Origin of the sequence: Hydrogenispora ethanolica, from assembly GCF_004340685.1 — a bacterium.
Classification (GTDB): Bacteria; Bacillota; UBA4882; order UBA8346; family UBA8346; genus Hydrogenispora; species Hydrogenispora ethanolica.
In genome coordinates this window covers 1-26,326 of the sequence record NZ_SLUN01000040.1, presented here as the reverse complement: position 1 = coordinate 26,326, position 26,326 = coordinate 1, and the positions used below count along the sequence as shown (strand labels likewise).

Here is a 26,326-nt window from a genome sequence, read left to right as displayed (position 1 = left end):
TCGCCGCATTGCCTTTTTAAAAGCCATGTGATAAAGTCTTTCGAAACGAGATCAGCATACAAAAAGGTTAAAAAATCGACTTTATCACTTGCTTTTCTGAGCTTTTGTGTTCACCCTGACCTTCGGGCAGGGTTTATCACAACGCTTTTAAAGCGGCCAGGATATCCGCCAGCCGGATTCCTTTCAGATCGGGGAAGATCGCATCGGCCCCGGCGACCCGCGTCACGGGGCCCAAGCCGACCGAAAGGAAACCGCCGCTCCGGGCGGCCTGAATCCCGGCCGCCGCGTCTTCCACCACCACGCAGGCCGCGGCGGGGAGTCCCAGTTTGGCGGCTGCATCGAGGAAAAGATCCGGCGCGGGTTTGGCATGGCTTACGCTATGGCCGTCGGAAATGGCGTCAAACATGGCGTCAATCCCCAGTCTGCGCAAGACCTCGGCTGCATTTTTGCTGCTGGAGCCGAGCGCCAGCTTCAGGCCGGCGGCCCGCAACTCCGCCAGCAGTTCCGCCACGCCGGGCAGCAGATCGCGCGGGGTAATCCGCTGGATCAGTTCCTGATAATAGCGGTTCTTCCGTTCCATCAGCTCGGCCAGCTGCACCTCGGAGCACTTCCGCCCCTTGAGCACGATGAGCAGCGATTCCCGGCGCGGGATCCCCCGTAATTGCTCGTTCTCCTTCCGGCTGAAAGGCAACCCCTCCTCGTCGGCCAGCCGCTGCCAGGCGCGGTAGTGATACTCCGACGAATCGGTCAAGACCCCGTCCAGGTCAAAGATGAAGCCCCGGATCTCCTTCTGCAACAGCACCGTCTCTCCCTGAAGCATCACGGTCATCTCCTCTCCTTCCAGCAAAGTCAGCATCGCGCCCCGCCGGTCGACCCGCACCTGAATCAGCCGGCCCTGAAAAGCGATCTTGAAACCATACTCCCGCCACGCTTCCGGAAGGCGCGGATTGAAACTCAAAACGCCGTTCGCCGTGCGCATGCCGGCGAAGCCCTGGACCAGGCAGAGCCAGGCCCCGGCCATATTGGCCACATGGATTCCCTGATGGGTATTGCCGTGCAGATCGTCCAGATCCATCCGGGCGGTGGCCATGAAATAGCGGTAAGCCTTGGCGACATCCCCGATATCGCTGGCCACGATGCTAAAGATGCATGGCGACAACGAGGAGTCGTGGGTCGTCACCCGCTCGTAAAAATCAAAATTGCGCCGTTTCTCTTCCGGCGTAAAAAGCTCTCCCAACAAAAACAGCGCCATCACCAGATCGGCCTGTTTGCAAACCTGGTGCCTGTAGATGACCAGCGGGTGATAATGGACCAGCAATGGGTAGTTCTCGGCCGGGGTGTTGGCAAAGTCCCACGGCGCCCGGTCCATAAAGGAGTCGTCCTGGAGGTATAACCCGCTGGCCTCGTCGAACGGGATCAGCATCCGGCGCGCCGCCTCCCGCCAGGCGTCAATCTCCTCCTCCGCCAAGTCGATCCGGGCCGCCAGCGACTGGTAGGCCGCGGGGGCGTTCTGGCGGAGCCAGGCCGCGGTGTCGCAGGCATATTCCAAATGCGCCCGGGCCATCAGATTGGTATAGCAGTTATTGTTGACCAGGGCCGAATACTCATCCGGACCGGTCACGCAATTGATGCAGAAGCGGTTCCCCCGCTGCGGAATGTATTCCCCCAGATCGGCCCAGATCCGGGCCGTCTCAAACAGGATTTCCGCCCCGTATTCCTTCAGGAACTCCCAGTCCCCGGTCGCCTGCATGTATTGGCGGATGGCGTAGGCGATGTCGGCATTGATATGGTACTGGGCGGTCCCCGCCGGGTAATAGGCTGAGCACTCCTCGCCGTCAATGGTCCGCCAGGGAAACAAGGCGCCTTTGGAATGGGCCATTTGCCGGGCGCGCCGCCGCGCCTGATCCAGGATGCGGTAGCGGTATTCCAGCAGTTTCCGGCTGATCCCGGGATGATGGTAGAGGAAGAACGGCACCACGTACATTTCGCTGTCCCAGAAGTAATGCCCTTCGTACCCTTCCCCGCTCAGCCCCTTGGCCGCGATGTTGGTCTTGCCGTCCCGTCCCGCCGACTGCAAGAGCTGAAAGATATTGTACCGGATGCCCTGCTGAATCCCGGGCTCTCCCACGATGGTCACATCGGCCTTGCTCCAGAAAGCTTCCAGCAACTGCCGCTGTTGCTCCCGGAGGGCCGCGAACCCGCCGCCCTTAGCCCGGTCGAGGAGAGCGCGCCCGAACTCCGAGAGTCCCTCCTCCGGCAGATCCCGGGTGGTGGCGTAGGCCAGATACTTCTCCAGCCGGATCGGGACTCCCGCCCGGGCCTCAATGGCAAACTCCACGCCCGTCGCCACCCGGCCGTCCACCGCGGCGAGGGTATAGCCGCTCTCCGTGGTCAGGCAGTGCTCCGCCGCGGCCATCACACTGAAGCCGGTATTCCGGGTGCGTTGCATGAGCTCGAGATAGGTGCCGTCGGTCCGCTTGCTCTGGAGCTGCAGCGCCCGGACCGTCAGACTGGAGCCGGCGCGCGGATCGTCGGTGGCCGTCAGGTTGCCGACATCCCCGTCCAGCAGCGATACCAGCCGGATAGTCCCGTCGCAGTCGAGCGGGGTCACCTCATAGCGGATAGCGGCCAGATGCTTCTGGCCCAGGGCCACCAGCCGCTCGATGCGGAGCCGGACCGTTTTGCCCCGGGGCGAGCGCCAGACCAGGCTCCGGGTCAGAATCCCGGTCCGCAGGTTCAGCGTCCGGCGGTATTCGGAGACCGCGCCGTTCTGCATCCGGAACTCTTCGTCGCCGACGAACAGCCGGATCAGCTTGCCGTTGGTCACGTTGAGCATGGTCTGGCTCCGCTCGGCGTAACCGTAGGCGATCTCCCCGTAGGGGATCGGCTCGCTCTCATAAAACCCGTTGATATACGTTCCTTCGATGGTGTCGCCCGGCGGGCCGGACCAGCCCTCCTCCAGATTGCCCCGCAGGCCCAGATAGCCGTTGCCCAGGGCAAAGATGGTCTCGTTGCGCAGGTTGTATTGGGGTTTAAACTCTTCCTCGACGATCTCCCACTCATGGTCCGGATAGATCGCCCGTACAGCGGTCAGGTCTTTCAACATCGCGTATCTCCTGTTGCATCAGCTTTGAATATGGATCATCCCTAGGTTATGCCGGCCATCCGCCGCTTGCGCGCAGGAAAGCCGTCACAACCCGGCAGCCATTCCTTTCTTCCGGTCATCCCTTGACCGCGCCGCCCAGGATGCCCCGGACGAAATACTTCTGGAAGGTCACAAAGATCACCAGCGGCAGGATGAGCGAAGAAAAGGCGGCCGGCGTCATGACGTTCCACCCGGCGTCCAGCGAACCCAGCAGGCTCGACAGCCGCACCGTCAAAGGGCTCAAGGCCGGATCGCCCAAGAGGACCAGTGCCACCAGCAGGTCGTTCCAGACCCAGAGGAACTGGAATATGGCCAGGCTGGCGAAGGCCGGTTTGGAGAGCGGAGCGATCAGCCGCACAAAGATCTGCAGATTTCCCGCGCCGTCGATCTTGGCGGCTTCGATCAGCGAGTATGGCAGCTGGGCGAAGAAATTGCGGAAAAGATAGATGCAGAGCGGCAGCCCGAACGCGGTATGAGCCAGCCAGATGCCGAGGAACGTCCCGTTCAGGCGCAACCCTTTCAAGGTCAGCAGCACCGGAATGAGCACCGTCTGCAACGGCACGATCTGCATGGCGATGATCGTAATGAAGATCGCCTTCCGCCCCGGAAACCGGAAGAAGGAGAGCGGATAGGCGGCCATCGCGCCGATAATGATCGGCAGAATGGTCGAGGGAATCGTGATCAAGAGCGAATTCACGAAGCCGGTCCCTATCCCCTTGCTCGCCAGCACTGTGCGGTAGTTCTCCAAAGTAAACTGTCCCGGCTGCCCAAAAGCGGTCCACCAGCCGCTGGTCATCATCTGATCCACCGGCCGGAGCGAGCTGACAAACAACATCAGGGTCGGCGTCAGCCAGGCCACGACCATCACGGCCAGGATCCAGTGCGCCCATGGGGTGCTGCCCAAGGCGTGGACGGCAGTACTGTTATTCCGTTTCATCTTCTCTTCCCCCCGCTATTCGCGAACGCTGTCTTCATAGGCCAGATTCCGGATATTCATGATCAGGATCGGGATCACCGCGATGAAGAGGATCACCGCCATGGCCGCGGCGTACTGGAAATTGCCTTCGTTAAATGCCGTCATATACATCCGGTTGGCAACCACTTCACTGGAATTAAAGGGTCCGCCCTTGGTCAGCGCGTAAATAATGTCGAAGACCCGAAGCACCCAGATGATCATCTGGGTCACCACCACCACGATGGTCGACTGGATGATGGGCAATTCGATCTTGAAGAATACTTGCAGGTTTTTGGCCCCCTCGATCCTGGCCATCTCCAGCAGTTCCACGGGGACCGCCTTCAAAGCGGCGCCAAAGATCACCGTGCAGAAACCCACCTGCATCCAGACGCCGGCCGCGATCAGCGCCAGATTGACCAGTTCGGGCCTTCCCAGAAAGGCGATGCCCTCAAAGGTTTTGACCGGCAGCGGGCTCACCTTCACGAGCAGGTTCAGCAGCGCGTTGAGGGTGCCGGTATGAACGTCCTTGAAATACATGAAGTTCCAGATCACGCCGGCGGCTACGCCGGAGATGGCCATCGGCATAAAGATGATGGTCTTGGCCAGCGTGGCCCAGCGGACCCGGTCCGCCAGGGCGGCGATGGCCAGCCCCAGGCTGACCGTGAAGAGGGTGAAGACCACCAGCCAGAGCAGGTTGTTCTTGAAGGCGGTCAGCATGTTCCGGTCCGCGAGCATCGCGGCGTAGTTTTTCAACCCCACGAACTGCTGGGCATTGCCGTTTTCCTGCAGCGCCTGGTTGATGGCGATCGTCAGCAGCTCCACCGTATCCTTGACGGTCATCGCGGCGTCAATCTCGCCGGGAGCGACCCGGATCCGGTAATGAGCCTCGATCCTGGCCAGCGCCTTTTGCCATCCGGGAATCTCGCGGAACAGGTCGTAGCGGGTGACCTCCCGGCCGCTGGCGGTCTTCAACTCATCCAGGACATACTGCCTGAATTCGCTCTCGCTGAACGAGACCTCCTGATTCAGGCTGAGGTAAATGGTTTGAAACGTCGGCAGAATCAAAAAGAAAAAAACCAAAACCGCGGCCGGCAAAATCCACAGATAATGTCCGGTCCATTCCAGAATCCGGCGGTTGCGGTCGCTGCTTGCTGCTATCATCCGCTCACTCCCTTTGGCAAAATCCCGCGCCTTGCATCCGCGTCCCGAGCTTCCGGGGGAATGCGACAGCGGTTGGCGCTTCTCCACGATAAAAAAGGGCCGCTCCAAAAGTTGATTCGCTACGGAGACTTTTGGAGCAGCCCACGGCGTCTGATCTCAGTAATTCTTTTTGGCGAGGGCCTCCATATCGGCCAGGATCGCATCCAGCTTGGAGGGGTCTTGAATGTACCGCTTGCAAGCATCCCAGAAACCGCCCTGGTTGCCGACTGCCGGCGGCATCAGGTCGGAGGCGTCGAAAGCGTAAATACTGGCTTTGGTGAGAATCCGGGCCGAGTTCCTGCTGACCACGTTGGGATAGGCATCCAAAGAGACGCCCTTATTCTGGGAGAGGAAGCCGCCCTGCACCGCGATCTCGTTCGCCTGGACCGTAGTGAGGTATTTCATCAGCTTTTTGACTTCCGGCTTGTTGGAGAAGGCCACCAAGACGTCGGCTCCGCCCACTACCGGCGCGCCATACTTGGGATTGATGGCCGGGAAAGCGAAGAAGTCCATGTCCTCGCCGACTTTGACGCTCGGAAGCTGCGAAGTGACGATGCCGCTCATGAAGTCGCCCTCATAATACAGGTAGGCTTTGGGATTATCCTGGAAGACCGCGACCGCGCCGTTCTGGAAGGTGGTCGCCAGGGTCCCGTCGATCCCGCCGGCCAGGTTCTTGGGGTCGCCCACGATCTGCCCCCAGGTCTGGAAGGCTTTCTTCACCGCCGGGTCGGTCCAGGGGATCTCATGATTGATCCATTTCTCATATACCTCGGGGCCGGCGGTGCGGATCATGATATTCTCGATCCAGTCTGACAACGGCCAGCCGATATCGGCGCCGATGGACCAGGGAGTCTTGCCGGCGGCGACGATCTTTTTGTTGAGGGCCACCAGTTCGTCCCAGGTCTTCGGAACCGCCCAGCCGTTCTTCTTGAATTCTTTGGGATTGTACCAGATGACCGACTTGTTGGCCACTTTAAAGTAGATCCCGTATAATTTGCCCGCGTAACTGCCGAGGCTGATCCAGGTGCGGGCGTAATTCTTCAGATCGGCCTTGGAGACGTAGGTCAATGGTTTCAACACGCCCTGCTTCGCCAGTTCCTGCAGTTTGCCGGGGTTGGGCAGGATCGCGATGTCCGGAAGCGTCTTGGCCTTGACCGCGGTGGCCAACACCGCATTCAGGTCGCGGGTGGTATTGAAATTCACCTTCACCCCCGCCGCCTCACAGATCTTCATAAAGGTGGCCAATTCACTCCCGCCCCAGGTACCGGTGACGGAGATGGCGGCGGTCTCCCCGAACGCGCATTGGGTCAACAGCATCACGCCGAGCAGGATGGTTACGAACAAGCTACTGACGATCTTTTTTCTCTTCATACTTCACACTCCTCCGCAATTTTTGGCTGGAATCGTTTCCATTTCGGACAAAAAACAACCTGCTTTTCCAATGTATATTTTTCCATCCGCCCTTTTATGATAATAGAATCGTTTCCAAATGTCAATCGGGCGAGGAAAGTTTTTCGTTCTTCCCCGGAGCGGCGGGCTTTTTTAAGTGGACCGGATCATCAGTTCCGGCCGGATGCATTGGTTCAGCACTTCCCCGCTCTGATCCGCCGCCAGCTCCATGATGGTCTCGGCCCCCGCCAGCCCCAGCTGATAGGCGGGTTGCCGGACGGTGGTCAGCTCCAGATATTTCGAGGGCAGGATATCGTCGTAGCCGATGATCGGCAGCTGTCTGCCCAATTCGCGGAGGGCGGTCAGTCCGCCGTAGGCGAATTCGTCGCAGTAATAAAAGATCCCGTCGATCTCCTTCTCCTGCAGCAGCTCCTTGGTCAAAAGGTACGATTCCTGCTCATAGACGTCGAACGGCATGTCTACCTTAATGTCGATCAGCTTGCGGCAGACGATGCCCAAGCCGTTCTCCTCCAGCTTGCCGAGGAACCCCGCGTAGCGCTCTTCAAACTGCTGATTGCGGGTATTCTCCCCCACAAAGGCGATCTTGGCCGCCTGTTGCGACAGCAGGTACTCGGCGGCCAGACCGCCGCCCCGGAAATTATCCAGGTAAATTGAGTTTTCGCCCTGCTCGAAATAGTCCAGATACAGAAAGGGGACCCCGTTCATTTTGAGCTGCCGCTTCTCCTCCGGGGTCATCTTGGTGGAGACAATCAGCACCCCGGCCAGATTTTCGTAGGGGATCCGGTTGAAAACGTCGCTCCGGTCGCCTCCGGTATTGAAGATCAACAGGTTGTAATGGGACGGCTTCAGCCCGTGATAGATGCCTTTCAAAATCTCCTGGAAAAAAGGGTGAATGGCGACGGTGAAGACCACCCCGATGGTCGGCTGGGAATAATGCCCCTTCACCAGGCTCCGGGCGGTCTTGTTCGGTTTATAGTTCAATTTGCGGGAGATCTCCAGCACCTTTTCCAGCGTCTCCTGGGAAACGTTCTGCCCGCCGTTGAGAACCCGCGAAACGGTTCCCACTCCGACGCCGGCCAATTTGGCGATCTCTTTGATGGTCGACATGGCTGCCCCCGAACTCTGCGCATTGTTTTATTCCATTGTAATGGAAATGTTTCCATTTGACAAGAATCGCAAAAAAATGCCCCGTTTCCACGAAGGCATTTTTTCTGGCGAATCACGAGGCTCGCCCATCGGACGGACCGGTTCCTTCCGCCGTTCCGGTTTCAGGAGCGCTCCGGCGATTGCGGAAGCTTGGCGGCGTTCCCGGGGCAGGACGGCGCGACGGCCGGCCCCTTCCCCGCTTTGGCGGCCGCGCGGCGCTGCGCCACCGCTCCGGCCAAGGTGCCCATGGGACAGATCCCGCACCAGGTCCGCGGCTGAAAGATCAGGCCGAGCACCGTGGCCAACAGGGTGGTCACGATGATCATGCGGACGAAGACCTTGCCGACGGCCCAGGGGTCTCCCCAGGCCAGGCCGATCTGCACCGCGAAAGCGGCCATCAATAACCCGAAAAAGGTCCAGCGAAACCAGGCTCCTTTGAATAGCCGCGGCAGCTTCAGCCTGCGGCTGAATTGGGCCAGGACCACGTCATTGTAGCTGCCGCGCGGACAGAAATGGCCGCACCACATCCGCCCCTTAAAAAAGGCCGTGACTACCGGCGCCGCCATGCAGATTAGGGCCGCCGCGCCAATCACCGGATACGCCACGCCGATCAGGCAGAACGCGATCAGGATGACCCAAGCCCATTGATGAATGATCTGCTTCAGCTTCATTCCCGAATCAACCTCCACATATACCCCATAGGGTATGATATTATCATCATCCTATGCGATCGCGGCCAATTTGTCAACCCCAAGATGCTCCACTGACTATGGCTTCGGCTGGCGAAGCGAATTTTCGGCATTGTCCGCAGCGGGCCGGCGGATCTGTGGTATACTGGTGGGTAAGGAAAATACCACATCGAGCTGGTCCGAGCCTGGAATCTGCCGCTCCGTCGGGAGTTCCCAGCCGGCCAAGTTTCCATTGACAAGGAGGTTCATTGCATGAAACCGCGTTCCATCTGGCTGTTGGCGGCCGGACACTTTTTCACCGATGTCAACCAGGGGGCCATCGCCGCCCTGCTGCCTTTCTTCATTGCCGAGCACCACCTGTCCTACGCGGCGGCGGCCGGCATTCTCTTCGCGGCCAATATCACTTCTTCCATCATCCAGCCGCTCTTCGGCTATTTTTCCGATTGTTCCGGCCGGAGCTGGCTGATGCCGTTGGGGGTATTCCTGGCGGGGCTGGGGTTGGCTCTGGCGGGGGTGATGCCGTCCTATCCCCTGATCCTCTGCTCCGTGGCCATGAGCGGCGTCGGCGTGGCGCTCTTCCATCCTGACGGGGCCCGGCTCGCCAATAGCGCCTCGGCCCGGCAGAAGGCGGTGGGCATGAGCTACTTCACGGTCGGCGGGAATACCGGCTTCGCGGCCGGTCCCATCCTGGCCACGGCGGTGCTGTCGCTCTGGGGCCTCCGGGGCACCCTGGCCTTGCTCATCCCGCCCGCGCTGGTGGCTTTGATTCTGTACCGCCGCTTCGCCGGAGCCTCCTGCCCGGCCGGCCCGGATCCCCAGCAGCCCCCGACGCCGGCCGGAACGGCCCCGGATCAGTGGTCGCCCTTCCTGCGCATCTCCGGCGCGGTCATCGTGCGCTCGATCCTCTTTTACGGGCTGACCACCTTTTTGCCCTTGTACTGGATCCACATCCTGCACCAGTCCAAAACACTGGGCGCCGGCAGCATCTCCATCCTCTACCTGTCGGGAGCGGTCGGGACCCTGATCGGCGGCCGCCTGGCGGAGCGGTTCGGCTACCGCGCCGTGATCGGCGGCGGATTCGCCTTGCTCTTCCCGATCTTCTGGCTGTTCAGCCGGACGACCGACCTCTACCTGGCCACCGCCCTCTTGATCCCCATGGGCATCGCGTTGTACGCCCCTTTCAGTCCCATGGTGGTTCTGGGCCAGCGTTACCTGCCCAACCGGGTCGGCCTGGCCTCCGGCGTCACCCTGGGACTGGCGGTGAGCATCGGCGGCCTGGCCGCCCCGGGGCTGGGACGGTTGGCCGACAGCTACGGCTTGCATTCGGCCTTGAGCCTGCTGCTCATCTTCCCGGTGATCGCGACCCTGCTGGCCCTCTCCCTCCCCGAGCGGCGGCCCGGCACCAGCGTCGTCCGTTCCCAATGAAAAACGCCTGCCGCTTCCAGCGGACAGGCGTCCTTCTTCCGCCGCCCCGGCCCGGGGCGGCGCAGCCCGCGGCTGCGGCCGCTGTCATACGCCGTCGCTCACGTCGGGCGTGGCGATGATCACCTCGGTCAGGTTGCGGGCCGGATCATATCTGGTATTCAGCTCGATATTGACCTGGCTGGAACGGTAGCTCACCGCGTCCTTGATCAGATTGGTGTAGCCCTTTTGCACCATGTTCCCGTCCTGAACCGCCGCGTCGATCACCCGCGCCTTGATCCGGCGGAAGGCTTTCCCCGAAAAATCCCGCATCAAATTCACCGGGATCTTCCCCTTCCGCTCACCGGAGAGGGCCACGTTGAACCGGGCGTTCCGGCCAAGGGGCAGCACCGAGCGGCGCAGTTTCTCGATATAGCCCCGCAGGTCCGGGATCACCCCGGCGTTGACGGTATTCACGCCCAGCTGGGTCTCGACCAGGTTGTCGTTGCGGGTCGACTGCAGGGTCACCGCCACCAGCGTGCCGTCGGCTCGGGTCCCCTCAAACGAAACATAGGCGAACTCGGACTGCTGGCCCGAGAGGAGCGACGTCTTGGGGCGCAATTGCAACTGGCGCTGAATCTGCTCGGCCGTTTTCTTCAGTTCGTACTCCGGCATCCAGCGGGTATTCAGCTGGGTCCAGGTCTCGGTGGAAACCCCGGTCAAGGGGATCCCCGTGGCTTCCCAGGCGATGGCCAGCGGGTACTCCAGGAGTTGTTCGCCGACCGTGACATCCACGAATTTGATGGAGAATAAGACCAAAAAGACGCCCGCCAGTATCATGCGGCTTGCAAAATTTCGAATCATTGCCAATCCCTCCTTACACTCTTCAGTGTCGGTGGGTTGGAAATGAAATATACGGTGATACGGGAATTTTCATAAAAGCAGCCGGCGGCGCGGCCGGGCGGCGTCCCGTTCCGGCTGCCCGCGGGGGTTTGCGGGGGAGCGCCGGATGAAACGGCGTTGCCCCGGGCGCTGCGGCGAGCCCCGTCACGGCTCATTTTGTAACCGAATCAACGACAGCGCTCCCCGTCGCGGCTACCGCAATGACCCGAGGAACCGCGGCGGTTGGGGAAAAATCTTGAGGAAGTGCGGGACGGAGCCCGGGACCGCCCCGCCGGGGCGGAGTTACCGCCAGAGAGTCTCCGGCTTCCAACGGTCGCCCCGTTCGACCGGCGCGCCGTGCGCCGGGCAGATCCAGCGGAAAGACAACTCCGCCGTTTTCGCCAAAGAGTCCCGCAATACCGCCCCGTCCCACGTCAACCAGGAGCCCAGCGGTTTCAGCCGGCCGCCCCGGTTCTCCACCAGGTCCCCGGCGAACAGCAGATCCTCGAAGAGCAGGCAGACATGACCGGGGGTGTGCCCCGGTGTCGGGATGACCCGGAGGCCCGCCATGAGCCGCTCCTGGGGATACGCTTGGATACCACGCGGTTTTTCGACCCAAAAGAGCGCCGTGAAAGCCTTCTTAATACCCGGCCGGGCCCGCTCGCCCAATATGTAGGGAATGTCCTCCGCCGGCCCCCACAGTTCGGCGCCGGTGGCCTTTTGCAACATGGCGGCGTTTCCTATGTGATCGATATCGTAATGTGTCAAGAGAATTTGGCGGATCGTTTCGGGCCGGACGCCCAGGGCCTCCAGTTCCTTCAGGATGGCCCGGCCCCGGCCGGGCAGCCCGGTATCGATCAAGCAATTCCCCGCCGGGTCCAGAATGAGATAGGCATAGGAACTGCGGGTGGAGTCCAGGGCGTAAACGGTATCCGTAACCTTCATGGCATTCCCTCCTTCTCGCCGGACGAGCCGCGTCGCGGCTCAGGGCAGCAGCCCCCGCCGGTTGAGATTCTGATAGACGGCCTTCATGCCACCGTCCCGGTTGCTCAGAATGAAGCGGCGGAAATTGGGCCGCAATATCCAGCGGCTGACCAGCCGGCCCGCCAAGTTCTGCAGCGGAAAGCGCCGGCCCCGCCGGATATCCCGGACCAGCTTCCCGCCCAAGTTCCGGGCTCGCCGCAGTGGTTTGGGGAGGGCCGCGGCCTCGCGGCCGCGGAGCGGGACTCCCAGCGTACCGCTCTCATAACCCCGCCCGAAGATGCCGCCGCTCATCAGCCGGACCATGCGCCGGGCTACCGCCGCCGCGCCCATGCCGCTGCAGCTGGAGACGCCCGCCAGGTACTTGCCACCCAGCGAGGAAGTGAGCCGCTCATACATGCCCAGCCGTTCGAAGAGCGTCTGCATGACCGCGTTAAACGACCCGGCATAGGTCGGCGAACCCAGAATGATGCCGTCGGCCTCGTACAGCGCGCTTTGGACGGCGGCGAAATCGTCCCCGATGGGACACTCCCCCGCGCTGATACAGTGGAAACAGCCGTTGCAATATTCGATCCGCAGCTGGGGCAGGAAGATCTCCTCCACCGTGGCGCCCGCCGCAGCCGCGCCCCCCAGCGCCTCCCGGACCAGCGCCGCGGTATTGCCGTTCCGGTGGGCGCTGGAGATCACCCCGACCACTTTCGGTGTTTGTTTCATGACATGCGACCTCCCGCTAAACCGCTATTTCTCGAATCAATCAAGCTTGACACGGGTTCATCTCCTGTAATATACTGAACGCGTATCCGGTATTCTTCTAGTATAGATAATATACTAATAGTATACTGGAAGTCAATACCAGACTCAATGGTGAGGAGTTGCAATTTTGTTACAGCAATTATCACGGCGGGAGAAGGAGCGGCAGGCGCGCGAGGCGGAGATCGTCGCCGCGGCGGAGGCGGTCTTCTGCCAAAAAGGCTTCGACGGCGCTTCGATGGACGAGATCGCCAAAGCGGCCCAGTTTACCAAGCGAACCGTCTATCAGTATTTCAGCGGCAAGGAAGATCTCTATTTCGCGGTGGCGCTCAAGCAATTTCAGCAGCTTTTGGCGTATTTTCGCGCCGCGGTGGCGGCGGGGGACAGCGGTTTTGAGAAGATCCAACGCGCCGGATTGGCCTACTATCAGTACTATAAAGATCACCCCGACACTTTCCTGCTGCTCTACACGGGCTTTATTCAGGTCAGCGCCCCGGACGTCCCGCAGCGCCAAAAGCTGCTGGAGTTGAAGCGCGCCGCGTTTGGGGAACTGAGCGCGGTGTTTGAGGAAGGGAAAGCCGATGGCAGCATCCGGGCCGATCTGGATGAGGCGAAGGCGGCGTACTCCTTTATTTTCGTGCATAGCGGGTTCTTTCAGATGTTCTCCGAGTCCGGCCATTCTTTCGCGGGTAACCACGGTCTCGGCGCCGAGGAATTCATCCTTTTCACGCTCGGGCTGTTGTCCGACGCCGTCCGGGCCTGAAGCAGCCTCCCGGCCCGGCCGGGAGGCGCCGTTCATTCCCGCCAGGCGACCGGCCGAACCTGCCGCTTTTCAAAGGTCATAATCTCATCAAAACCGCACTCCGTCAGCAGCGCCGTGGCCCGGTCGAAGTCGGCCGCCACGTCCCGGGGCCGGTGGGCGTCGGAGCCCAGCGTCACCCGGACCCCTTCCCGCCGGCACAGGACGAGCAGCTCCCGGTCGGGATAGAGGCCGACATCACCCAGTTTCGAACCGCGCATGCCGTAGGTGTTCAATTCGATGACCGCCCCCGCCTTCCCCAGGCGGACCGCCAGTTCGCGGTGGAGCGCGGCCATGGTCTCCGGCGCCAGCCGGGGAAACGAACGTTTGGGCAGGTCGACATGGCCCAAAATATTGAAGAATCCGCTCTCCCCGGCCTCGGCCACCCGCCGGAAATACAAGGGATAGATCTCCTCCGGCCCATGCTCCTGTTCCCGGGCGATATAGCCGTAATTCCACTCCGGGAAGAAATGGACCGATCCGATCACATAGTCCCAAGGATAATCCCTGACGATCCGCTCGGTCTCCCGCTCCCAGCCGGGCACGAAGTCCAATTCCAAGCCCAGCTTGATGACGATCTCCCCCCGGTATTCCTTCCGGTAGCCGGCCACCGCCCCGATATACTCGTCCAGATCGCACCAGGCCATGCCGCGCTCGCTCACCTTACCCGGCTTATCCGGCTCGTAGAAGCGGGGCACGTGATCGGCGAAGCCCAGTTCCCGGAGGCCCTTGCCGATGGCGCACTCGATATACTCCCGGTCCCGGCCGCCCGCGTGCCGGCAGCGTTTGGTGTGCACGTGATAGTCCACCAGATACATTCGCTCACCTCATCCATAGGTATAGTAAGTCAATTCTCTAAAAACAAGCTTCTCCTCCTTTACCCACCGACGGTATTTTATCCATGAACCCCGGCCCGAACCCTTCCTGATTTGACGGGCAAAGTCCATCCAACAGTAGCCGTCTCCATGGAGGGAGACGAGCGCCGCTGTTTTTCCCGGAGGAAAAACAGCGGTCGCCAGCGGAGGGGAGTTCGAAAGCCATCACCCGGTAGCCAGGCAGAAGACCATGGATGGTGAAGACAAAGACCATGGATGCATAAAGGAGGTCCCGGAACCTCGGTTCTGGGTGGGCGGATTCCAAAGGGTGTCCCACTACACCCTTTGGTCCTGGAGGGGTGTGGGGAGCCAGGAATAGTCTCCCCATCGGCATGCTTTCAAAGAAATCACGAAAACTTTCCGGACTTTCTTGATACATCTGAGAGCTGCTTTCGCCATCCCTGACCTTGCGCCCGGAGCCATCAAATGTAGACTTCCGATGTCTTATTGGAATGGATCAAGAAGATAGTTTGCCATCATTTAATTATAGCCTATTCTCCCCAGACTCGAATCCGCCAATCCCGAATCCGGACCATCCTTTTCCCCAAAAACAAAAGAGGCGGAACGCGTCCGCCTCTATCCTTATCCCAATAACTCCTTGACCATCGTTTCCCCGACCGCCAGCGCCTGATCGACCTTGGCGGCATCCTTCCCGCCGGCCTGGGCCAGATCCGGCCGTCCGCCGCCGCCGCCGCCGGCCTCGGCCGCGACCGCCTTGATGATCTTGCCAGCCTGCACCGTCCCGGTGAGGTCCTTGGTGACGCCGACCACGAAGGAGACCTTCCCCTCGGTGACCGCGCCGAGCACCGCCACGCCGCTGCCCATCTGGTCGCGCAGCTTGTCGACGGCCTCCCGCATCAGTTCCATGCTCAGACCGTCCACCCGGGCCACCAGATACCGCCCGGCCGCAGCCTGCCGGATCCGGCCGAACAACTCCTTCACCTGCTGCGCCGCCTGATCCTGGCCGGACTTGGCCAATTCTTTCTGGTACTTATTGAGGTCGTCCAACAGCGACTGCAAACGCGCCACCGCCTGGCCGGCATCGGTCTTGAGCAGGCCGCACAGCTCATCCAAGGTCCGGCTTTCGGCATCGGCCATCCGGAACGCCTCGTCCCCGGTGACCGCCTCGATCCGGCGCACCCCAGTGGCCACGCTGCTCTCGGAGACGATCCGGAACCAGCGGATCTGCGCGGTATTGGCCACATGGGTGCCGCCGCACAGCTCGGCGCTGAAGCCGGGCACCCGCACCAGCCGGACCCGGTCGCCGTACTTCTCGCCGAAGAGCGCCATCGCCCCGGCCGCCAGGGCTTCCTCGTGAGTGGTCTCTTCGGTACAGACCGCGATGCCCTGGCCGATCACCCGGTTAACCAGGCTTTCCACTTCCGCCAGTTGTTCAGCGGTGATCTTCTCGAAATGGGTAAAGTCGAAACGGAGCCGCTCCGGCGCAACCGAGGAACCGGATTGGTGCACGTGCTCCCCGAGTACCTGCCGCAAAGCCGCCTGGAGCAAGTGGGTGGCGGTATGATTGGCCGCGGTGGCCCGGCGCCGGTCGGCCGCGACCGCCAGCTGAAACTCCCGGGCCTCCTTGGGGAACGGACCGGCCTTGCGCACCCGGTGCACAATGCGGTCGTTCAGCTTCACGGTATCCGCCACCGCAAACTCCCGGCCGTCGGCCCGGATGGTCCCGGTGTCGCCGACCTGGCCGCCGGACTCGGCGTAAAACGGCGTCTGATCGAAGACCAGCTGCCAGTAGTCCGGATCCTCGCCCACTAGGCAAAGCCGGGCCGGAGTCTCCAAAACTTCGTAACCGCGGAAAACGGAATGAGCCTCTTCGGCCAGGGTCTCCCAGCGCGTCTGATCCTCGGCCATGGTGAACTTGCCGCTCTGGCGGGCCTTGTTCCGCTGGTTCTCCATCTCCCGGTCGAAGCCGTCCAGATCGACCGTCAGACCCCGCTCCTCGGCCATCAATTGGGTCAGGTCCAGCGGGAATCCGTAGGTGTCGTATAGTTTGAAAGCATCCTCCCCGGCGACCGTCGTTTCGCCGGCTGCCGCCAGCCGGGCGGCGATGCTTTCGAATAATTCAATCCCCTTGTCCAGGGTGCGGTTGAAGCCTTCCTCCTCGGCCTTGTTCACCAGCTCGCAATGGGCCTGTTGCTGCAGGAGCTCGGGGTAGGCCGCGCCCATGGCCTCGGCCAGGTGCGGGATGACCCGGTACAGGAAAGGCTCGGTCATGCCCAGGGTCCGGCCGAAACGGGCCGCCCGGCGCAGGATCCGGCGGAGCACGTAACCCCGGCCGTCATTGGAAGGCAACGCGCCGTCGGCAATGGCGAAGGTCAGCGCCCGGATATGATCGGCGATCACCCGCATCGCCACCTGGTGCTCGGCCTTGGCGTAGCTCTGGCCGGTTACCTCCTCGATCCCTTGAATGATCCGGCGGAACAGGTCGATGTCATAGTTGGAGCGTTGCCCCTGCAGCACCGAGACGATCCGTTCGAAACCCATTCCGGTGTCCACATGCTTGGCGGGCAGCTCTTCCAGGCTGCCGTCCCCCTTGCGGTTATATTGAATGAAAACCAGGTTCCAGAGTTCGATGTAGCGGGCGCAGCCGGCATTGACTCCGCAGACGTGGCCGGGAATATGCCCTTTGTCGCAACGTTCCGGTCCCAGATCGATATGAATCTCCGAACACGGGCCGCACGGGCCGGTGTCGCCCATCTCCCAGAAATTATCCTTCTCCCCGAAACGCATGATATGGTCCGGCAGGATGTCGGTGACCTGCTTCCAGAGGGATTCGGCCTCCTCGTCGGTCTGATAGACCGTGGCGTAGAGTTTGTCCTTGGGCAGGCCCCAGCGTCCGGTCAAAAGCTCCCACGCCCAGGCGATGGCTTCCTTCTTATAGTAATCGCCAAAGGACCAGTTGCCGAGCATCTCGAAGAAGGTATGGTGGTAGGTATCCCGGCCGACCTCTTCCAGGTCATTGTGTTTGCCGCTCACCCGGATGCATTTTTGAGAGTCCGCCGCCCGGTGATAGGTCCGGGTACCGGTCCCGAGAAAAACGTCCTTAAACTGGTTCATCCCGGCGTTGGTGAAGATCAGGGTCGGATCATTATGTGGAATCAAAGAGGCGCTGGAAACGATGGTATGCCCCTTTTCTTGGAAAAAGTCGAGAAATTCCTGGCGTATCTGGCTTGCGGATTTCACGAAAAAATCCTCCTCTGTTCGAATTAAAAGCCTTGTGATAAAGTCTTACGAACCGAAAAATGCCTTCCCAAAAGATATCAAACGACTTTATCCCTTGCTTTTCTGAGCTTTTGTGTTCACCCTGGCCTTCGGACAGGGTTTATCACAACGCTTTTAAACTACCTCCCATTTTAAACGAAAACCCGCTTCATGGCAATAATAACTTCAATTGTGGGCTCTCGAAGGCGGTCCTGCCAAAAAGAGCGGAGCCCTCCCAATATGAAACGGTTCCAAAAAGACGGAAATGCCGGTTCTCTGATGATTGTCAAGCGTTTATGAGGAGATCAACGCTGCGGGCCGCCGATATTTATCCTCGATCATGAAAATTTGTAAATTTTTTCTTTTGGATTGCAGGATATTTTAGGAACGAAATGAATATGTATTAAAGTTTGGAACCGATTCCAAAAAAGGGAGGTCGTTATTGTGCAGAAAAAAGGTTGGTCGCTTTTCCTGGTGGCTCTGTTCATTGCCGTGTCGGTCACGGCCCCTCTGGCGCTGGCCGCTCCCAAAACCCTTACTTTCTGGCACTACATGGTCGACCGGAAAGATCTGATGGAGAACTTCGCCAAAGAATACGAGAAAGCCGCCGGAATCAAGGTCGATGTGCAGTTGTTCCCGGGCGATCAGGATGTGGAACGGAAGATGGAGGCCGCCATTCAAGCCGGGACCGCCCCGGATATTTACACCACCAACGGCAGCGGCGATCCGGTGAAGATCGAGGCCAAATCGCGCTGGATCAAAGCCGGCGGCATGTTGAACCTCGACAAGTATGTCTCGGGCGCCTGGCGCAGCAATTATATCGCCTCGCTGCTCGGCAACATCTCCTTTGCCAAGGGCAATCCGTACGGCGTCGAGCCCGGCCTCTACGGTCTGCCGCTGGACTCCGTCAACATGCAATTCCTTTATAACAAAGAACTGTTTCAAAAGGCCGGCCTGAATCCGGAGCAGCCGCCGGCGACCATGACCCAGTTTCTGGCGGCCTGCAAGAAATTGCGCGCCGCCGGAATCACGCCGTTCGCGGCCGGATTCGGCACTTGGCTGGGGATCAGCCTCTGGGAGGTCTACGCCTGGAACATCATGGGCGAAACCGGCATGGTGGCCGCCCAAAACCAAGGCAAACGGCTGACCGATCCCAACTGGATCAAAACGTTCCAGGTCTTCACGGCGATGCGCGACGCCGGCGTTTATGCCGATGGCGTGGCCACCTGGGACAATCCCGACGCCGAACGCCTCTTCGCCCAGGAGAAATGCGCCATTCTTTATGACGGTTCCTGGGGGATCGGCGTCGTCAAGGCCACCAATCCCGGACTGGTCCCGAAGATCGGCGCCATGTTGCCGCCGTCCGCGGGGAAACACCGGGTGTATATCCAAGGCGGTTACGGCGTGGTTCTGGCGGTCAACGCCGCCAGTCCCAACCGGGAGAACGCGGTCAAATTCCTGGAATGGCTGACCGCCCCGGCCCAGCAGGCCCGCTATGCCAAGGAGACTTTCAATCTCCCCGCCAGCTCGGCAGTTACCAAGCAGGTCAAACTGGAAGGCGCGGTCGGGCAATTCGCCGACGACGCCGGCCGGATCATTCCGAACATCCTGAAGTCGCGCGGCAATGAGGTGGACACTCAGATTACCCGCGGCATCCAGTCGATTATCCTGAAGCAAAAAACCCCCAAACAGGTGGTCCAAGAGGTCAACCGGGCCTGGGAAGCCGCCTCCTTGAAATAACGATTGACTCGGAATTTTCGCCATCCGGAAGTCCGGTCCGCCGGACTTCCGGAACTCCTTTCGCGCGAGGTGATCGGTAATGCCCGCCCCAGCTCCGGCCATTCAAAAACGGTGGCGCCAAACCAAGGATTGCGCCGGGAACTTCCTTTTCATTCTCCCGGCCATCCTGGTCTTTTCCGTTTTCAGCCTGTATCCGATTCTGAGCACGGTGTATCTTTCCCTATTCAAATGGAACGGCATCGAACCCACCCGCACCTGGGTGGGGCTGCGCAATTTTCAATTGATCTTTACCTATGACCCCAATTGGTGGACCGCTATGGGCAACGCGGCCAAGTTCGCGATCCTGGGCGTGGTGGTGATGCAATCCTGCTCCTTATTCCTCGCCTACCTCGTGGACCGGGGCGTTCGGGGCAGCGAGTTCTATAAAGTGGTATTTTACATTCCCACCATCCTCTCTCCCATGGTGGTGGGGTATGTTTGGAAGTGGATCTACGACCCCGCTTCGGGGATTTTAAACTTTTTCCTGGCCCAAACGGGCCTCGCCTTCCTGAGCCGCTCCTGGCTGAGCGATCTGTCGACGGCTCTGTACGCCGTTTCGGCCACTTCGATCTGGTCCGGCTTCGGCTACTCCTTCGTTTTTTTCCTGGCGGCGCTGAAGGGTATCGCGCCGGAGCTCCCCGAAGCGGCCCGGGTCGACGGGGCCAACAGTTGGCAAACCCTGCGCCACATTACCCTGCCGCTGCTCCGGCCGGTGCTGACGGTGGTGACCATCCTGACCATCCTCGGCGCCATGCAAATGTTTCCGTTGATTGAGGCGATGACCGGCGGCGGTCCCGGATTCGCCACCCAAGTTCCGGTCAAGTCCATCTATGACGAATGTTTCAAAGGGTATCATTACGGCTACGCCAGCGCCTATTCGGTCATCTTTGGCCTGACCATGCTGATCATCTCCCTGTTCCAACTGGAGATCGCCAAACGTTACAATTACGATTAGGCCGGAAAGGAGAACGCTTCATGGCCGATCATACTCTGCGGGTGAATCAACCGGGGAAACGTTCCGGAGCATGGCTGCGCGAAGCGGTTTTGCTCCTGGCGGCATTACTCACGCTTTTCCCGCTGCTGTGGATGTTTTCCACCGCCCTGAAAGGAACCCAGGAGGCCTTCATCGGGCATCACCTGATCCCCAAGGTCTGGCGGTTTGATAATTTCAGCACCGCCTGGCAGCAGGCCAACTTCGCCCTCTACTTTTTGAACAGCACCCTTTACACCGTTGCGGTGGTCGCCGGAGTCTGGGCCGTGGCGACATTGGGCGCTTATGGCTTCGCCCGGTTGGCGATACCCGGGAAAACCCTGATTTTTTACATTCTGATCGGGTCGCTCATGATCCCGATCCCCGGTTCGTTCATCCCATTATACCTGATGATGAACAAGCTGCACCTGACCGGGACGCGGTTGGGCTATATCCTGCCGATGATCGCCAGCGGCCTCGCCACCGCCATCTTTATTCTGAAAAGTTTCTTCGAAAGCATTCCCAAAGAGTTCGAGGAGGCCGCCCGGTTGGACGGTTGCGGCAAGTTCCAGATCTTTGCCCGGATCATGCTCCCGTTGTCGCAACCGGCCTGGCTGACGGTGCTGATCTTCACGGCCCTGGCCACCTGGAATGATTACCTGTGGGCCGTGATCATGTTTAGCCAGAAGGAGCGGATGCCCATCCAGGTCGGGCTCCGGGTTTTCCAGGGCCAATATTTTACCCGTTACGAGATGTTGATGGCCGGCACGGCGATTGCCGCCATTCCAATGATTCTCCTGTTCGTCTTCTTCCAGCGGAATATCATTTCCGGGGTTACTACCGGGGGAATTAAGGGTTAAAATGGGATTGAAGAAGCACCCCGCCGGCTGACGACAGCCGGAAGATCCTCTGTTGAAAATGAAGGAGGACCCTTGATGGCTACTCTACGAGATATTGCGCGAGCCGCCAGCGTATCGGTGGGCACCGTTTCCCGCGTCATCAACAATTCGCCCAATGTTTCACCGCAAAAGCGCGACAAAGTGAAACGCATCATGAAAGAGCTCCATTACCAGCCCGATTTCATGGCCCAGAACCTCAGCCGCAAACGGCGCCAAACCGGCGAACTGGGACTGATCGTCACCGGAATCGACAATCCGGCCAATGCCGAGATCGTCCGGGGCGCGACCGCCGAAGCGGAGCGGCACGGTTATGTGACGATGTTGTGCACCGCTTGGTCGACCAAGGAGATCCAGAATTATCTGGAGGTATTCATCCGCCGCCAGGTGGAGGGAGTGGCCATCGCCTCCTATATGGACCGGCGGACCATCCATACCGTCGCCAAGCTCCACACCCAAGGAGTCCCGATCGCGGTCTGCCGCGATTCGGCCTGGCCGTTCGACGCGGCGGAAGTCGATTTTGACGGAATCGCCACGGTGGACTTCGAATCCGTCTCCTCGTGCGAGCAGGCGGTCTCCTACCTCATCAGCCTGGGGCACCGGCGGATCGCCGCCATCACCGGCAACGCCGAACTCAGCGAAGGCGATCCCCGGTTGCTGGGCTACAAACAAGCACTGCAAAAAGCGGACCTGGCTTACAACCCCAAGTTGCTCTTCTCCGGCGGCTCCGACACGATCATGACCGGGGTCCATTCCATGCGGGAAGCCCTGGCCACGGAGCGCACCATCACCGCAGTCTTTGCCTTCAATGACTTACTGGCCATCGGCGCCCTGCACTCCCTGCAGGAGTCGGGCATCCGGGTACCCGAGGAGATGTCGGTGATCGGGTTTGACAACATTCTGATGAGCGGCTACCTGAATCCGCCCCTCTCCACCATCAATGTGCCGAAGTATGAGATGGGCCAGGCGTTGATCCGGGAGCTGGTGGGAGCGATTCAAGAGACCGCGCTGGGACACGAATCCGTGAATACCAATTTCGTGGTCCGCCAGTCCACCGGATTCGCCCGCAGTTGATACCATACTGCACTGCAGAACGCCAATAAACGAAAGGGATTCATCTATCTATGAACAACCATAAGCATCCAGCGGTTCAAGCTTGGACCTTCATCGATGAGCGCGGCAGCTTCCGGCTGGAAGAGCCGCAGCGTACCAGCTACCTTTATTTCCCGCTGGCCAATGAGGCCGGCATGATGTCCGCCATCACGCCGCAACTCCACGGCGATATCAAAACCGGCCAGAACAGTTTCCTGATGACGCCGGTCTCGGCCGAAGATCTCCACAATACCCGCTCCGCCCGGAACTTCTGGCTCTATGTCGAGGGTTACGGCCCCTGGTCCGTCACCGGCAATTCCGCCCGCCAACTGGCTGACCGGTTTGGAAACGAGCAGGAACGGGCGACGCTGGAAGCGGGCTTTCTCTGGCACAAACTGCTCCGGGAGCTTCCGAAACTGGGGTTGGTCGCCCAGGTCATCAACTTTGTGCCGGCCCACGCGGCGACGGTGGAGTTGATGAAGGTCACCGTCAGCAACCGCGGCGACCGGCCGCTACGATTCACTCCCACCGCCGCGCTTCCCATATACGGCCGCTCAGCGGATAACCTGCGCGATCACCGCCATGTCACTTCCCTGCTCCACCGGATCGCCGTCACCGAGCACGGCGTGGTCGTCCGGCCGACCTTCTGCTTTGACGAGCGGGGCCACCAATTAAACCATCTTTCCTACAGCGTGCTGGGATCCGACGGCCAGGGCCGGCCGCCGTGCGGCTTTTTTCCCATCGTCCCGGAATTCATCGGCGAGGGCGGTTCCTTGGATTGGCCGGAAGCAGTGGTCCGGAATCTGCCCCCTGCTCACGCCGCCGGCGCCCGGTTGGGCGGTTACGAAGCGATCGGAGCGTTGCGGTTTGCCGAGCAAATCCTGCAGCCGGGTGAGTCGCAATCCTATCTCCTGGTGCTGGCCATCGGGGATGACTCCGCCGACAGCGCAACGCTGATGCAGCGCTACGGCTCGGAGACGGCTTTCGACGCTTATCTGGCGGAAAATCAAAAATTCTGGGAAAATAAATTGGAGCGCTTGACATTCACCAACGGCGATCCGAATTTCGGACCCTGGATGCGCTGGGTCGGCCTCCAGCCCATTTTGCGGCGGATCTACGGTTGCTCTTTCCTGCCCCACCACGATTACGGCCGGGGCGGCCGGGGCTGGCGCGATCTTTGGCAAGACTGCCTGGCGCTCCTGCTCCAAAACCCCGGCGAAGTCCGTTCGCTGTTGCTCAACAACTTCGCCGGGGTGCGGATCGACGGCAGCAACGCCACGATCATCGGCGCCGCGCCGGGGGAATTCATCGCCGACCGCAACAATATCTGCCGGGTCTGGATGGATCACGGCGCCTGGCCGTTCCTCACCACCCAATTATACATCGATCAAAGCGGCGATCTCCGGTTTCTCCTGGCCGAACAGAGTTATTTCCAGGACGCCCAGATCTATCGTTCCCGGCGGCGGGATCCGCTTTGGCAACCCGAGGACGGCAGCCGGCTGCGCCGGGAGGACGGCCGGATTTATACCGGAACCGTGCTGGAGCACTTATTGATCCAAAATCTGACCCAGTTCTATAATGTGGGAGCGCACCATGCCATCCGGCTCGAAGGAGCGGATTGGAACGACGCCCTGGACATGGCGGCGGAACGCGGGGAGAGCGTGGCTTTTACCGCCTTTTATGCCGCCAACCTGTTGCAGCTGAGCGAAATGGTGGAAACCTTGGAAGAACGGCTGGGCCTCGACGAAGTGGAACTCGCCGCCGAACTGTTGCTGCTCTTGAAACTCGGCCCGGACCCGGCGGACTATGACTCCGTCTCCGGGAAACAGGCGCTGCTGGATGAGTATTTTGCTGCGTGCCGCCACCGGATCTCCGGCCGGAAAATCAGGGTGCGGACCCGGCAGCTCGCGGCGAATTTGCGCCAGAAAGCCGATTGGCTCTTCCACTGGCTCCGGGATCACGAATGGATCGAAAACCGCGAGGGCTACCAGTGGTTTAACGGCTACTACGACAATGACGGCCAGCGGGTCGAGGGGGATCATCCGGCCGGGGTCCGCATGACCCTCACCGGCCAGGTCTTCCCGATCATGGGAGGCATTGCGACCCCGGAGCAGATCGTCCGGATCGTGGCCGCCGTCGACCGCTATCTTCAGGATCCGGTCCAAAAGGGCTACCGGCTGATCACCGATTTCGGCGGCGTCCAAACCAATCTCGGCCGCGGCTTTGGCTTCGCGTACGGCCACAAAGAGAATGGCGCCATGTTCAGCCACATGGCGGTGATGTACGCCAACGCGCTATACCAGCGCGGCTTTATCCGGGAGGGCTATACGGTCCTGCATTCCATCTACGGACTATGCAATGATTTTGCCACGAGCCGGATCTATCCCGGGGTACCCGAGTACATCGACGGGAACGGACGGGGCATGTATCATTATCTGACCGGCGCCGCCAGCTGGCTATTGCTCACGATGCTGACCGAGGTTTTCGGCGTCAAGGGGCGGCTGGGCGATCTCCTCCTCCAGCCCAAATTGGTCAGGGAGCAGTTCGACGCCATGGGAAACGCCAGTGTGACCGCGCACTTTGCCGGGAAAAAAGTACGGGTCTTTTACCATAACCCGAAGCTGCTGGACTACGGCCAATACCGCATCCAAAAGGTCGCCATTCAGGCCAGTCCGGCTGCGCCGGCCATCTCCGGCGACCATGCCGTGATCCCCCGGGACCTGCTGGAGAACCTCCCGCAGGATGATTGCCGGCTCGTGGTGGAGCTCGGATAAACTACTATCAGACGAAGGAGCGATCGACGATGTCCATCCCCGAACATTTATTGGAGATACGGGAGTATACCGGTCCGGGCTACCTGCCGGTGATCGATTTTCAGTCCTGGCGGGTGGCGATCTTGCGCCACTGCGACGACTTGCTGCCGGCGCGGATCACCAAGATGCAGCGCCACGACCAGACCGACGAGGTGTTTCTGTTGCTGCAGGGCCGTTGCCTGCTTTTCCTGGGTGACGGCAAAGCGACCATCGGTGAAGTATTCGCCCAAGAGCTGGAGCCCTTAAAATTATATAATGTCAAACGCTCGGCCTGGCACACCCATACGCTGAGCCCGGACGCCATGGTGCTGATCGTGGAGAATCAAACCACCGGCTCCGCCAATTCGCCGGAGTATCCTCTGAATGAGCCGCAGCGGCAGTTCCTGGTGGACCGCTCGGCCGGCTTATACCCCTCTGCATGATGCTTTCTTTCAACTCCTCCCGCTATCGCCCCATGGCGCTCCCATTACTACTGGCTCCTAATTCGCTCAAGAGGTGAGTTCCCGGGTGACTTTCGTAAGCCCGCTCGGTGTGGCCCTCATCCCCGGCCCTTCTCCCGGCATCGGCCCGGGAGAAGGGTGTCGAAGCTTGTTATCCTTGCCAATCCGTTCCAAAACCCTCTACCGGCCTTTGACGGGAGAGGGTCGGCGCACGCTTTTTTGCGCCGGGGTGAGGGCTATGCGCCGGGGTGAGAGCTGCCTCGAACGGGAAAAGTTTGAAGTTCAGCAGCGAGGCAAACCATGTTTGACTGAGCTTTTTGTTTCAAAGCGTTCTAAAAGCGTTGTGATAAACCCTGTCCGAAGGCCAGGGTGAACACAAAAGCTCAGAGAAGCAAGGGATAAAGTCGTTTTGAAATCCTCTTGCCAGTCGAATCGTTTGGAAAGAGACTTTATCACATGGCTTCTAAAAACCCCGGTAAACCAAGGTTCCCCTTCCGCTTTCCTGATCCGCTGCCTCCAAAGGGGAATGGCACTCTGGTGACTACTGACTCCTTAAGTGGCTCAAGGGGCGAGTCCCATTGCCCCAAAACCAGACTCACCCCCTGAGCTTTACCGGATAAGGGATTCGTTTGAAGGCTCAATGAGATCGTTTTGTGGATAAACGAGCTCTTTCAGTCGCCCAACAAGCTCTTTTTGTGGAAAAAGAGTTCTTTCAATCGTTCAGCAAGCTCTTTTTGTGAATAAAAGAGTTCTTTTTGTGAATGAATGAGCTCTTTCAGTCGCTGAACGAGCTCTTTGAACGAAACCGCTGTCGCGGTGGTAAAACCGACCTAGAGTAAAAAGATTCAGCAGAACACACAGATATTGCTGGAAAACAACCCAAT

The 26,326-nt window shown here is 60.1% G+C and carries 19 protein-coding genes; 8 read left to right on the top strand and 11 right to left on the bottom strand.

The genetic code is table 11. The annotated features are described in order from the left end of the window. Window positions 1–136: 136 nt before the first annotated feature. The 6 genes from pgmB to EDC14_RS22530 all read right to left on the bottom strand — a co-directional run bounded on the left by pgmB (window position 137) and on the right by EDC14_RS22530 (window position 8,527). A complete protein-coding gene (pgmB, locus tag EDC14_RS22555) occupies window positions 137–3,106 on the bottom strand; it encodes a beta-phosphoglucomutase (RefSeq protein ID WP_132016672.1) in 2,970 nt (989 codons plus the stop codon). A 115-nt stretch (window positions 3,107–3,221) separates the two neighbouring features. After that, on the bottom strand, window positions 3,222–4,082 hold the full coding sequence (locus EDC14_RS22550) for a carbohydrate ABC transporter permease (protein ID WP_132016670.1): 861 nt from the start codon (window positions 4,080–4,082) through the stop codon (window positions 3,222–3,224). Window positions 4,083–4,097: 15 nt separating this feature from the next. Then, complete coding sequence (locus tag EDC14_RS22545) at window positions 4,098–5,261, bottom strand: carbohydrate ABC transporter permease (RefSeq protein ID WP_132016668.1); 1,164 nt, start codon at window positions 5,259–5,261, stop codon at window positions 4,098–4,100. A 156-nt stretch (window positions 5,262–5,417) separates the two neighbouring features. Beyond that, a complete protein-coding gene (locus EDC14_RS22540; protein WP_132016666.1) occupies window positions 5,418–6,671 on the bottom strand; it encodes an ABC transporter substrate-binding protein in 1,254 nt (417 codons plus the stop codon). Window positions 6,672–6,842: 171 nt separating this feature from the next. Then, on the bottom strand, window positions 6,843–7,817 hold the full coding sequence (locus tag EDC14_RS22535; RefSeq protein ID WP_132016664.1) for a LacI family DNA-binding transcriptional regulator: 975 nt from the start codon (window positions 7,815–7,817) through the stop codon (window positions 6,843–6,845). A gap of 161 nt (window positions 7,818–7,978) precedes the next feature. Beyond that, window positions 7,979–8,527 (bottom strand): 4Fe-4S binding protein, encoded by a 549-nt coding sequence (locus EDC14_RS22530; protein ID WP_132016662.1) that lies wholly within the window; start codon window positions 8,525–8,527, stop codon window positions 7,979–7,981. Between the two features lie 270 nt (window positions 8,528–8,797). On the opposite strand from EDC14_RS22530, the gene EDC14_RS22525 reads away from it, so the two are divergent. Beyond that, window positions 8,798–9,970 (top strand): MFS transporter, encoded by a 1,173-nt coding sequence (locus EDC14_RS22525; RefSeq protein WP_132016660.1) that lies wholly within the window; start codon window positions 8,798–8,800, stop codon window positions 9,968–9,970. 84 nt (window positions 9,971–10,054) lie between these two features. Here EDC14_RS22525 and EDC14_RS22520 read toward each other — a convergent pair whose 3' ends face one another. From EDC14_RS22520 to EDC14_RS22510, 3 genes are all read right to left on the bottom strand, one after another. Then, entirely contained in the window at window positions 10,055–10,810 is a 756-nt protein-coding gene (locus EDC14_RS22520) for a YwmB family TATA-box binding protein (protein WP_132016658.1), read from the bottom strand. Between the two features lie 321 nt (window positions 10,811–11,131). Then, entirely contained in the window at window positions 11,132–11,773 is a 642-nt protein-coding gene (locus tag EDC14_RS22515; RefSeq protein WP_132016656.1) for an MBL fold metallo-hydrolase, read from the bottom strand. Window positions 11,774–11,812: 39 nt separating this feature from the next. Continuing rightward, a complete protein-coding gene (locus EDC14_RS22510; protein WP_132016654.1) occupies window positions 11,813–12,523 on the bottom strand; it encodes a flavodoxin family protein in 711 nt (236 codons plus the stop codon). Window positions 12,524–12,689: 166 nt separating this feature from the next. Between EDC14_RS22510 and EDC14_RS22505 the strand changes: the two genes are divergently transcribed. Further along, window positions 12,690–13,322 (top strand): TetR/AcrR family transcriptional regulator, encoded by a 633-nt coding sequence (locus EDC14_RS22505; protein WP_165908237.1) that lies wholly within the window; start codon window positions 12,690–12,692, stop codon window positions 13,320–13,322. Window positions 13,323–13,354: 32 nt separating this feature from the next. Here the strand turns inward: EDC14_RS22505 and EDC14_RS22500 are convergent, their stop codons facing one another. Together EDC14_RS22500 and alaS are read right to left on the bottom strand one after the other, a co-directional pair. Next, entirely contained in the window at window positions 13,355–14,176 is an 822-nt protein-coding gene (locus tag EDC14_RS22500) for a histidinol-phosphatase HisJ family protein (RefSeq protein WP_132016650.1), read from the bottom strand. A gap of 639 nt (window positions 14,177–14,815) precedes the next feature. Next, window positions 14,816–17,434: an alanine--tRNA ligase gene (alaS, locus tag EDC14_RS22495; RefSeq protein WP_132016648.1), complete on the bottom strand. Its 2,619-nt coding sequence runs from the start codon at window positions 17,432–17,434 to the stop codon at window positions 14,816–14,818. Window positions 17,435–17,896: 462 nt separating this feature from the next. Between alaS and EDC14_RS22490 the strand changes: the two genes are divergently transcribed. From EDC14_RS22490 to EDC14_RS22465, 6 genes are all read left to right on the top strand, one after another. Beyond that, window positions 17,897–19,192: an ABC transporter substrate-binding protein gene (locus EDC14_RS22490; RefSeq protein ID WP_132016646.1), complete on the top strand. Its 1,296-nt coding sequence runs from the start codon at window positions 17,897–17,899 to the stop codon at window positions 19,190–19,192. Between the two features lie 79 nt (window positions 19,193–19,271). Then, complete coding sequence (locus tag EDC14_RS22485) at window positions 19,272–20,186, top strand: carbohydrate ABC transporter permease (RefSeq protein WP_132016644.1); 915 nt, start codon at window positions 19,272–19,274, stop codon at window positions 20,184–20,186. A gap of 20 nt (window positions 20,187–20,206) precedes the next feature. Next, a complete protein-coding gene (locus tag EDC14_RS22480) occupies window positions 20,207–21,061 on the top strand; it encodes a carbohydrate ABC transporter permease (protein WP_132016642.1) in 855 nt (284 codons plus the stop codon). A 75-nt stretch (window positions 21,062–21,136) separates the two neighbouring features. Continuing rightward, window positions 21,137–22,171 (top strand): LacI family DNA-binding transcriptional regulator, encoded by a 1,035-nt coding sequence (locus EDC14_RS22475; RefSeq protein WP_132016640.1) that lies wholly within the window; start codon window positions 21,137–21,139, stop codon window positions 22,169–22,171. Between the two features lie 50 nt (window positions 22,172–22,221). Continuing rightward, window positions 22,222–24,963, top strand: a complete 2,742-nt coding sequence (locus tag EDC14_RS22470; protein ID WP_132016638.1) for a GH36-type glycosyl hydrolase domain-containing protein — start codon at window positions 22,222–22,224, stop codon at window positions 24,961–24,963. 29 nt (window positions 24,964–24,992) lie between these two features. After that, a complete protein-coding gene (locus tag EDC14_RS22465; protein ID WP_132016636.1) occupies window positions 24,993–25,424 on the top strand; it encodes a hypothetical protein in 432 nt (143 codons plus the stop codon). Window positions 25,425–26,326: the final 902 nt, after the last annotated feature.

Coding starts and splice junctions, on each gene's coding strand:
- EDC14_RS22480 (WP_132016642.1), top strand. CDS start 20,207: ATGGCCGATCATACTCTGCGGGTGAATCAACCGGGGAAACGTTCCGGA.
- EDC14_RS22525 (WP_132016660.1), top strand. CDS start 8,798: ATGAAACCGCGTTCCATCTGGCTGTTGGCGGCCGGACACTTTTTCACC.
- EDC14_RS22485 (WP_132016644.1), top strand. CDS start 19,272: ATGCCCGCCCCAGCTCCGGCCATTCAAAAACGGTGGCGCCAAACCAAG.
- EDC14_RS22500 (WP_132016650.1), bottom strand. CDS start 14,176: ATGTATCTGGTGGACTATCACGTGCACACCAAACGCTGCCGGCACGCG.
- EDC14_RS22545 (WP_132016668.1), bottom strand. CDS start 5,261: ATGATAGCAGCAAGCAGCGACCGCAACCGCCGGATTCTGGAATGGACC.
- EDC14_RS22475 (WP_132016640.1), top strand. CDS start 21,137: ATGGCTACTCTACGAGATATTGCGCGAGCCGCCAGCGTATCGGTGGGC.
- EDC14_RS22465 (WP_132016636.1), top strand. CDS start 24,993: ATGTCCATCCCCGAACATTTATTGGAGATACGGGAGTATACCGGTCCG.
- EDC14_RS22535 (WP_132016664.1), bottom strand. CDS start 7,817: ATGTCGACCATCAAAGAGATCGCCAAATTGGCCGGCGTCGGAGTGGGA.
- EDC14_RS22530 (WP_132016662.1), bottom strand. CDS start 8,527: ATGAAGCTGAAGCAGATCATTCATCAATGGGCTTGGGTCATCCTGATC.
- EDC14_RS22510 (WP_132016654.1), bottom strand. CDS start 12,523: ATGAAACAAACACCGAAAGTGGTCGGGGTGATCTCCAGCGCCCACCGG.
- EDC14_RS22540 (WP_132016666.1), bottom strand. CDS start 6,671: ATGAAGAGAAAAAAGATCGTCAGTAGCTTGTTCGTAACCATCCTGCTC.
- EDC14_RS22550 (WP_132016670.1), bottom strand. CDS start 4,082: ATGAAACGGAATAACAGTACTGCCGTCCACGCCTTGGGCAGCACCCCA.
- EDC14_RS22520 (WP_132016658.1), bottom strand. CDS start 10,810: ATGATTCGAAATTTTGCAAGCCGCATGATACTGGCGGGCGTCTTTTTG.
- EDC14_RS22515 (WP_132016656.1), bottom strand. CDS start 11,773: ATGAAGGTTACGGATACCGTTTACGCCCTGGACTCCACCCGCAGTTCC.
- EDC14_RS22470 (WP_132016638.1), top strand. CDS start 22,222: ATGAACAACCATAAGCATCCAGCGGTTCAAGCTTGGACCTTCATCGAT.
- pgmB (WP_132016672.1), bottom strand. CDS start 3,106: ATGTTGAAAGACCTGACCGCTGTACGGGCGATCTATCCGGACCATGAG.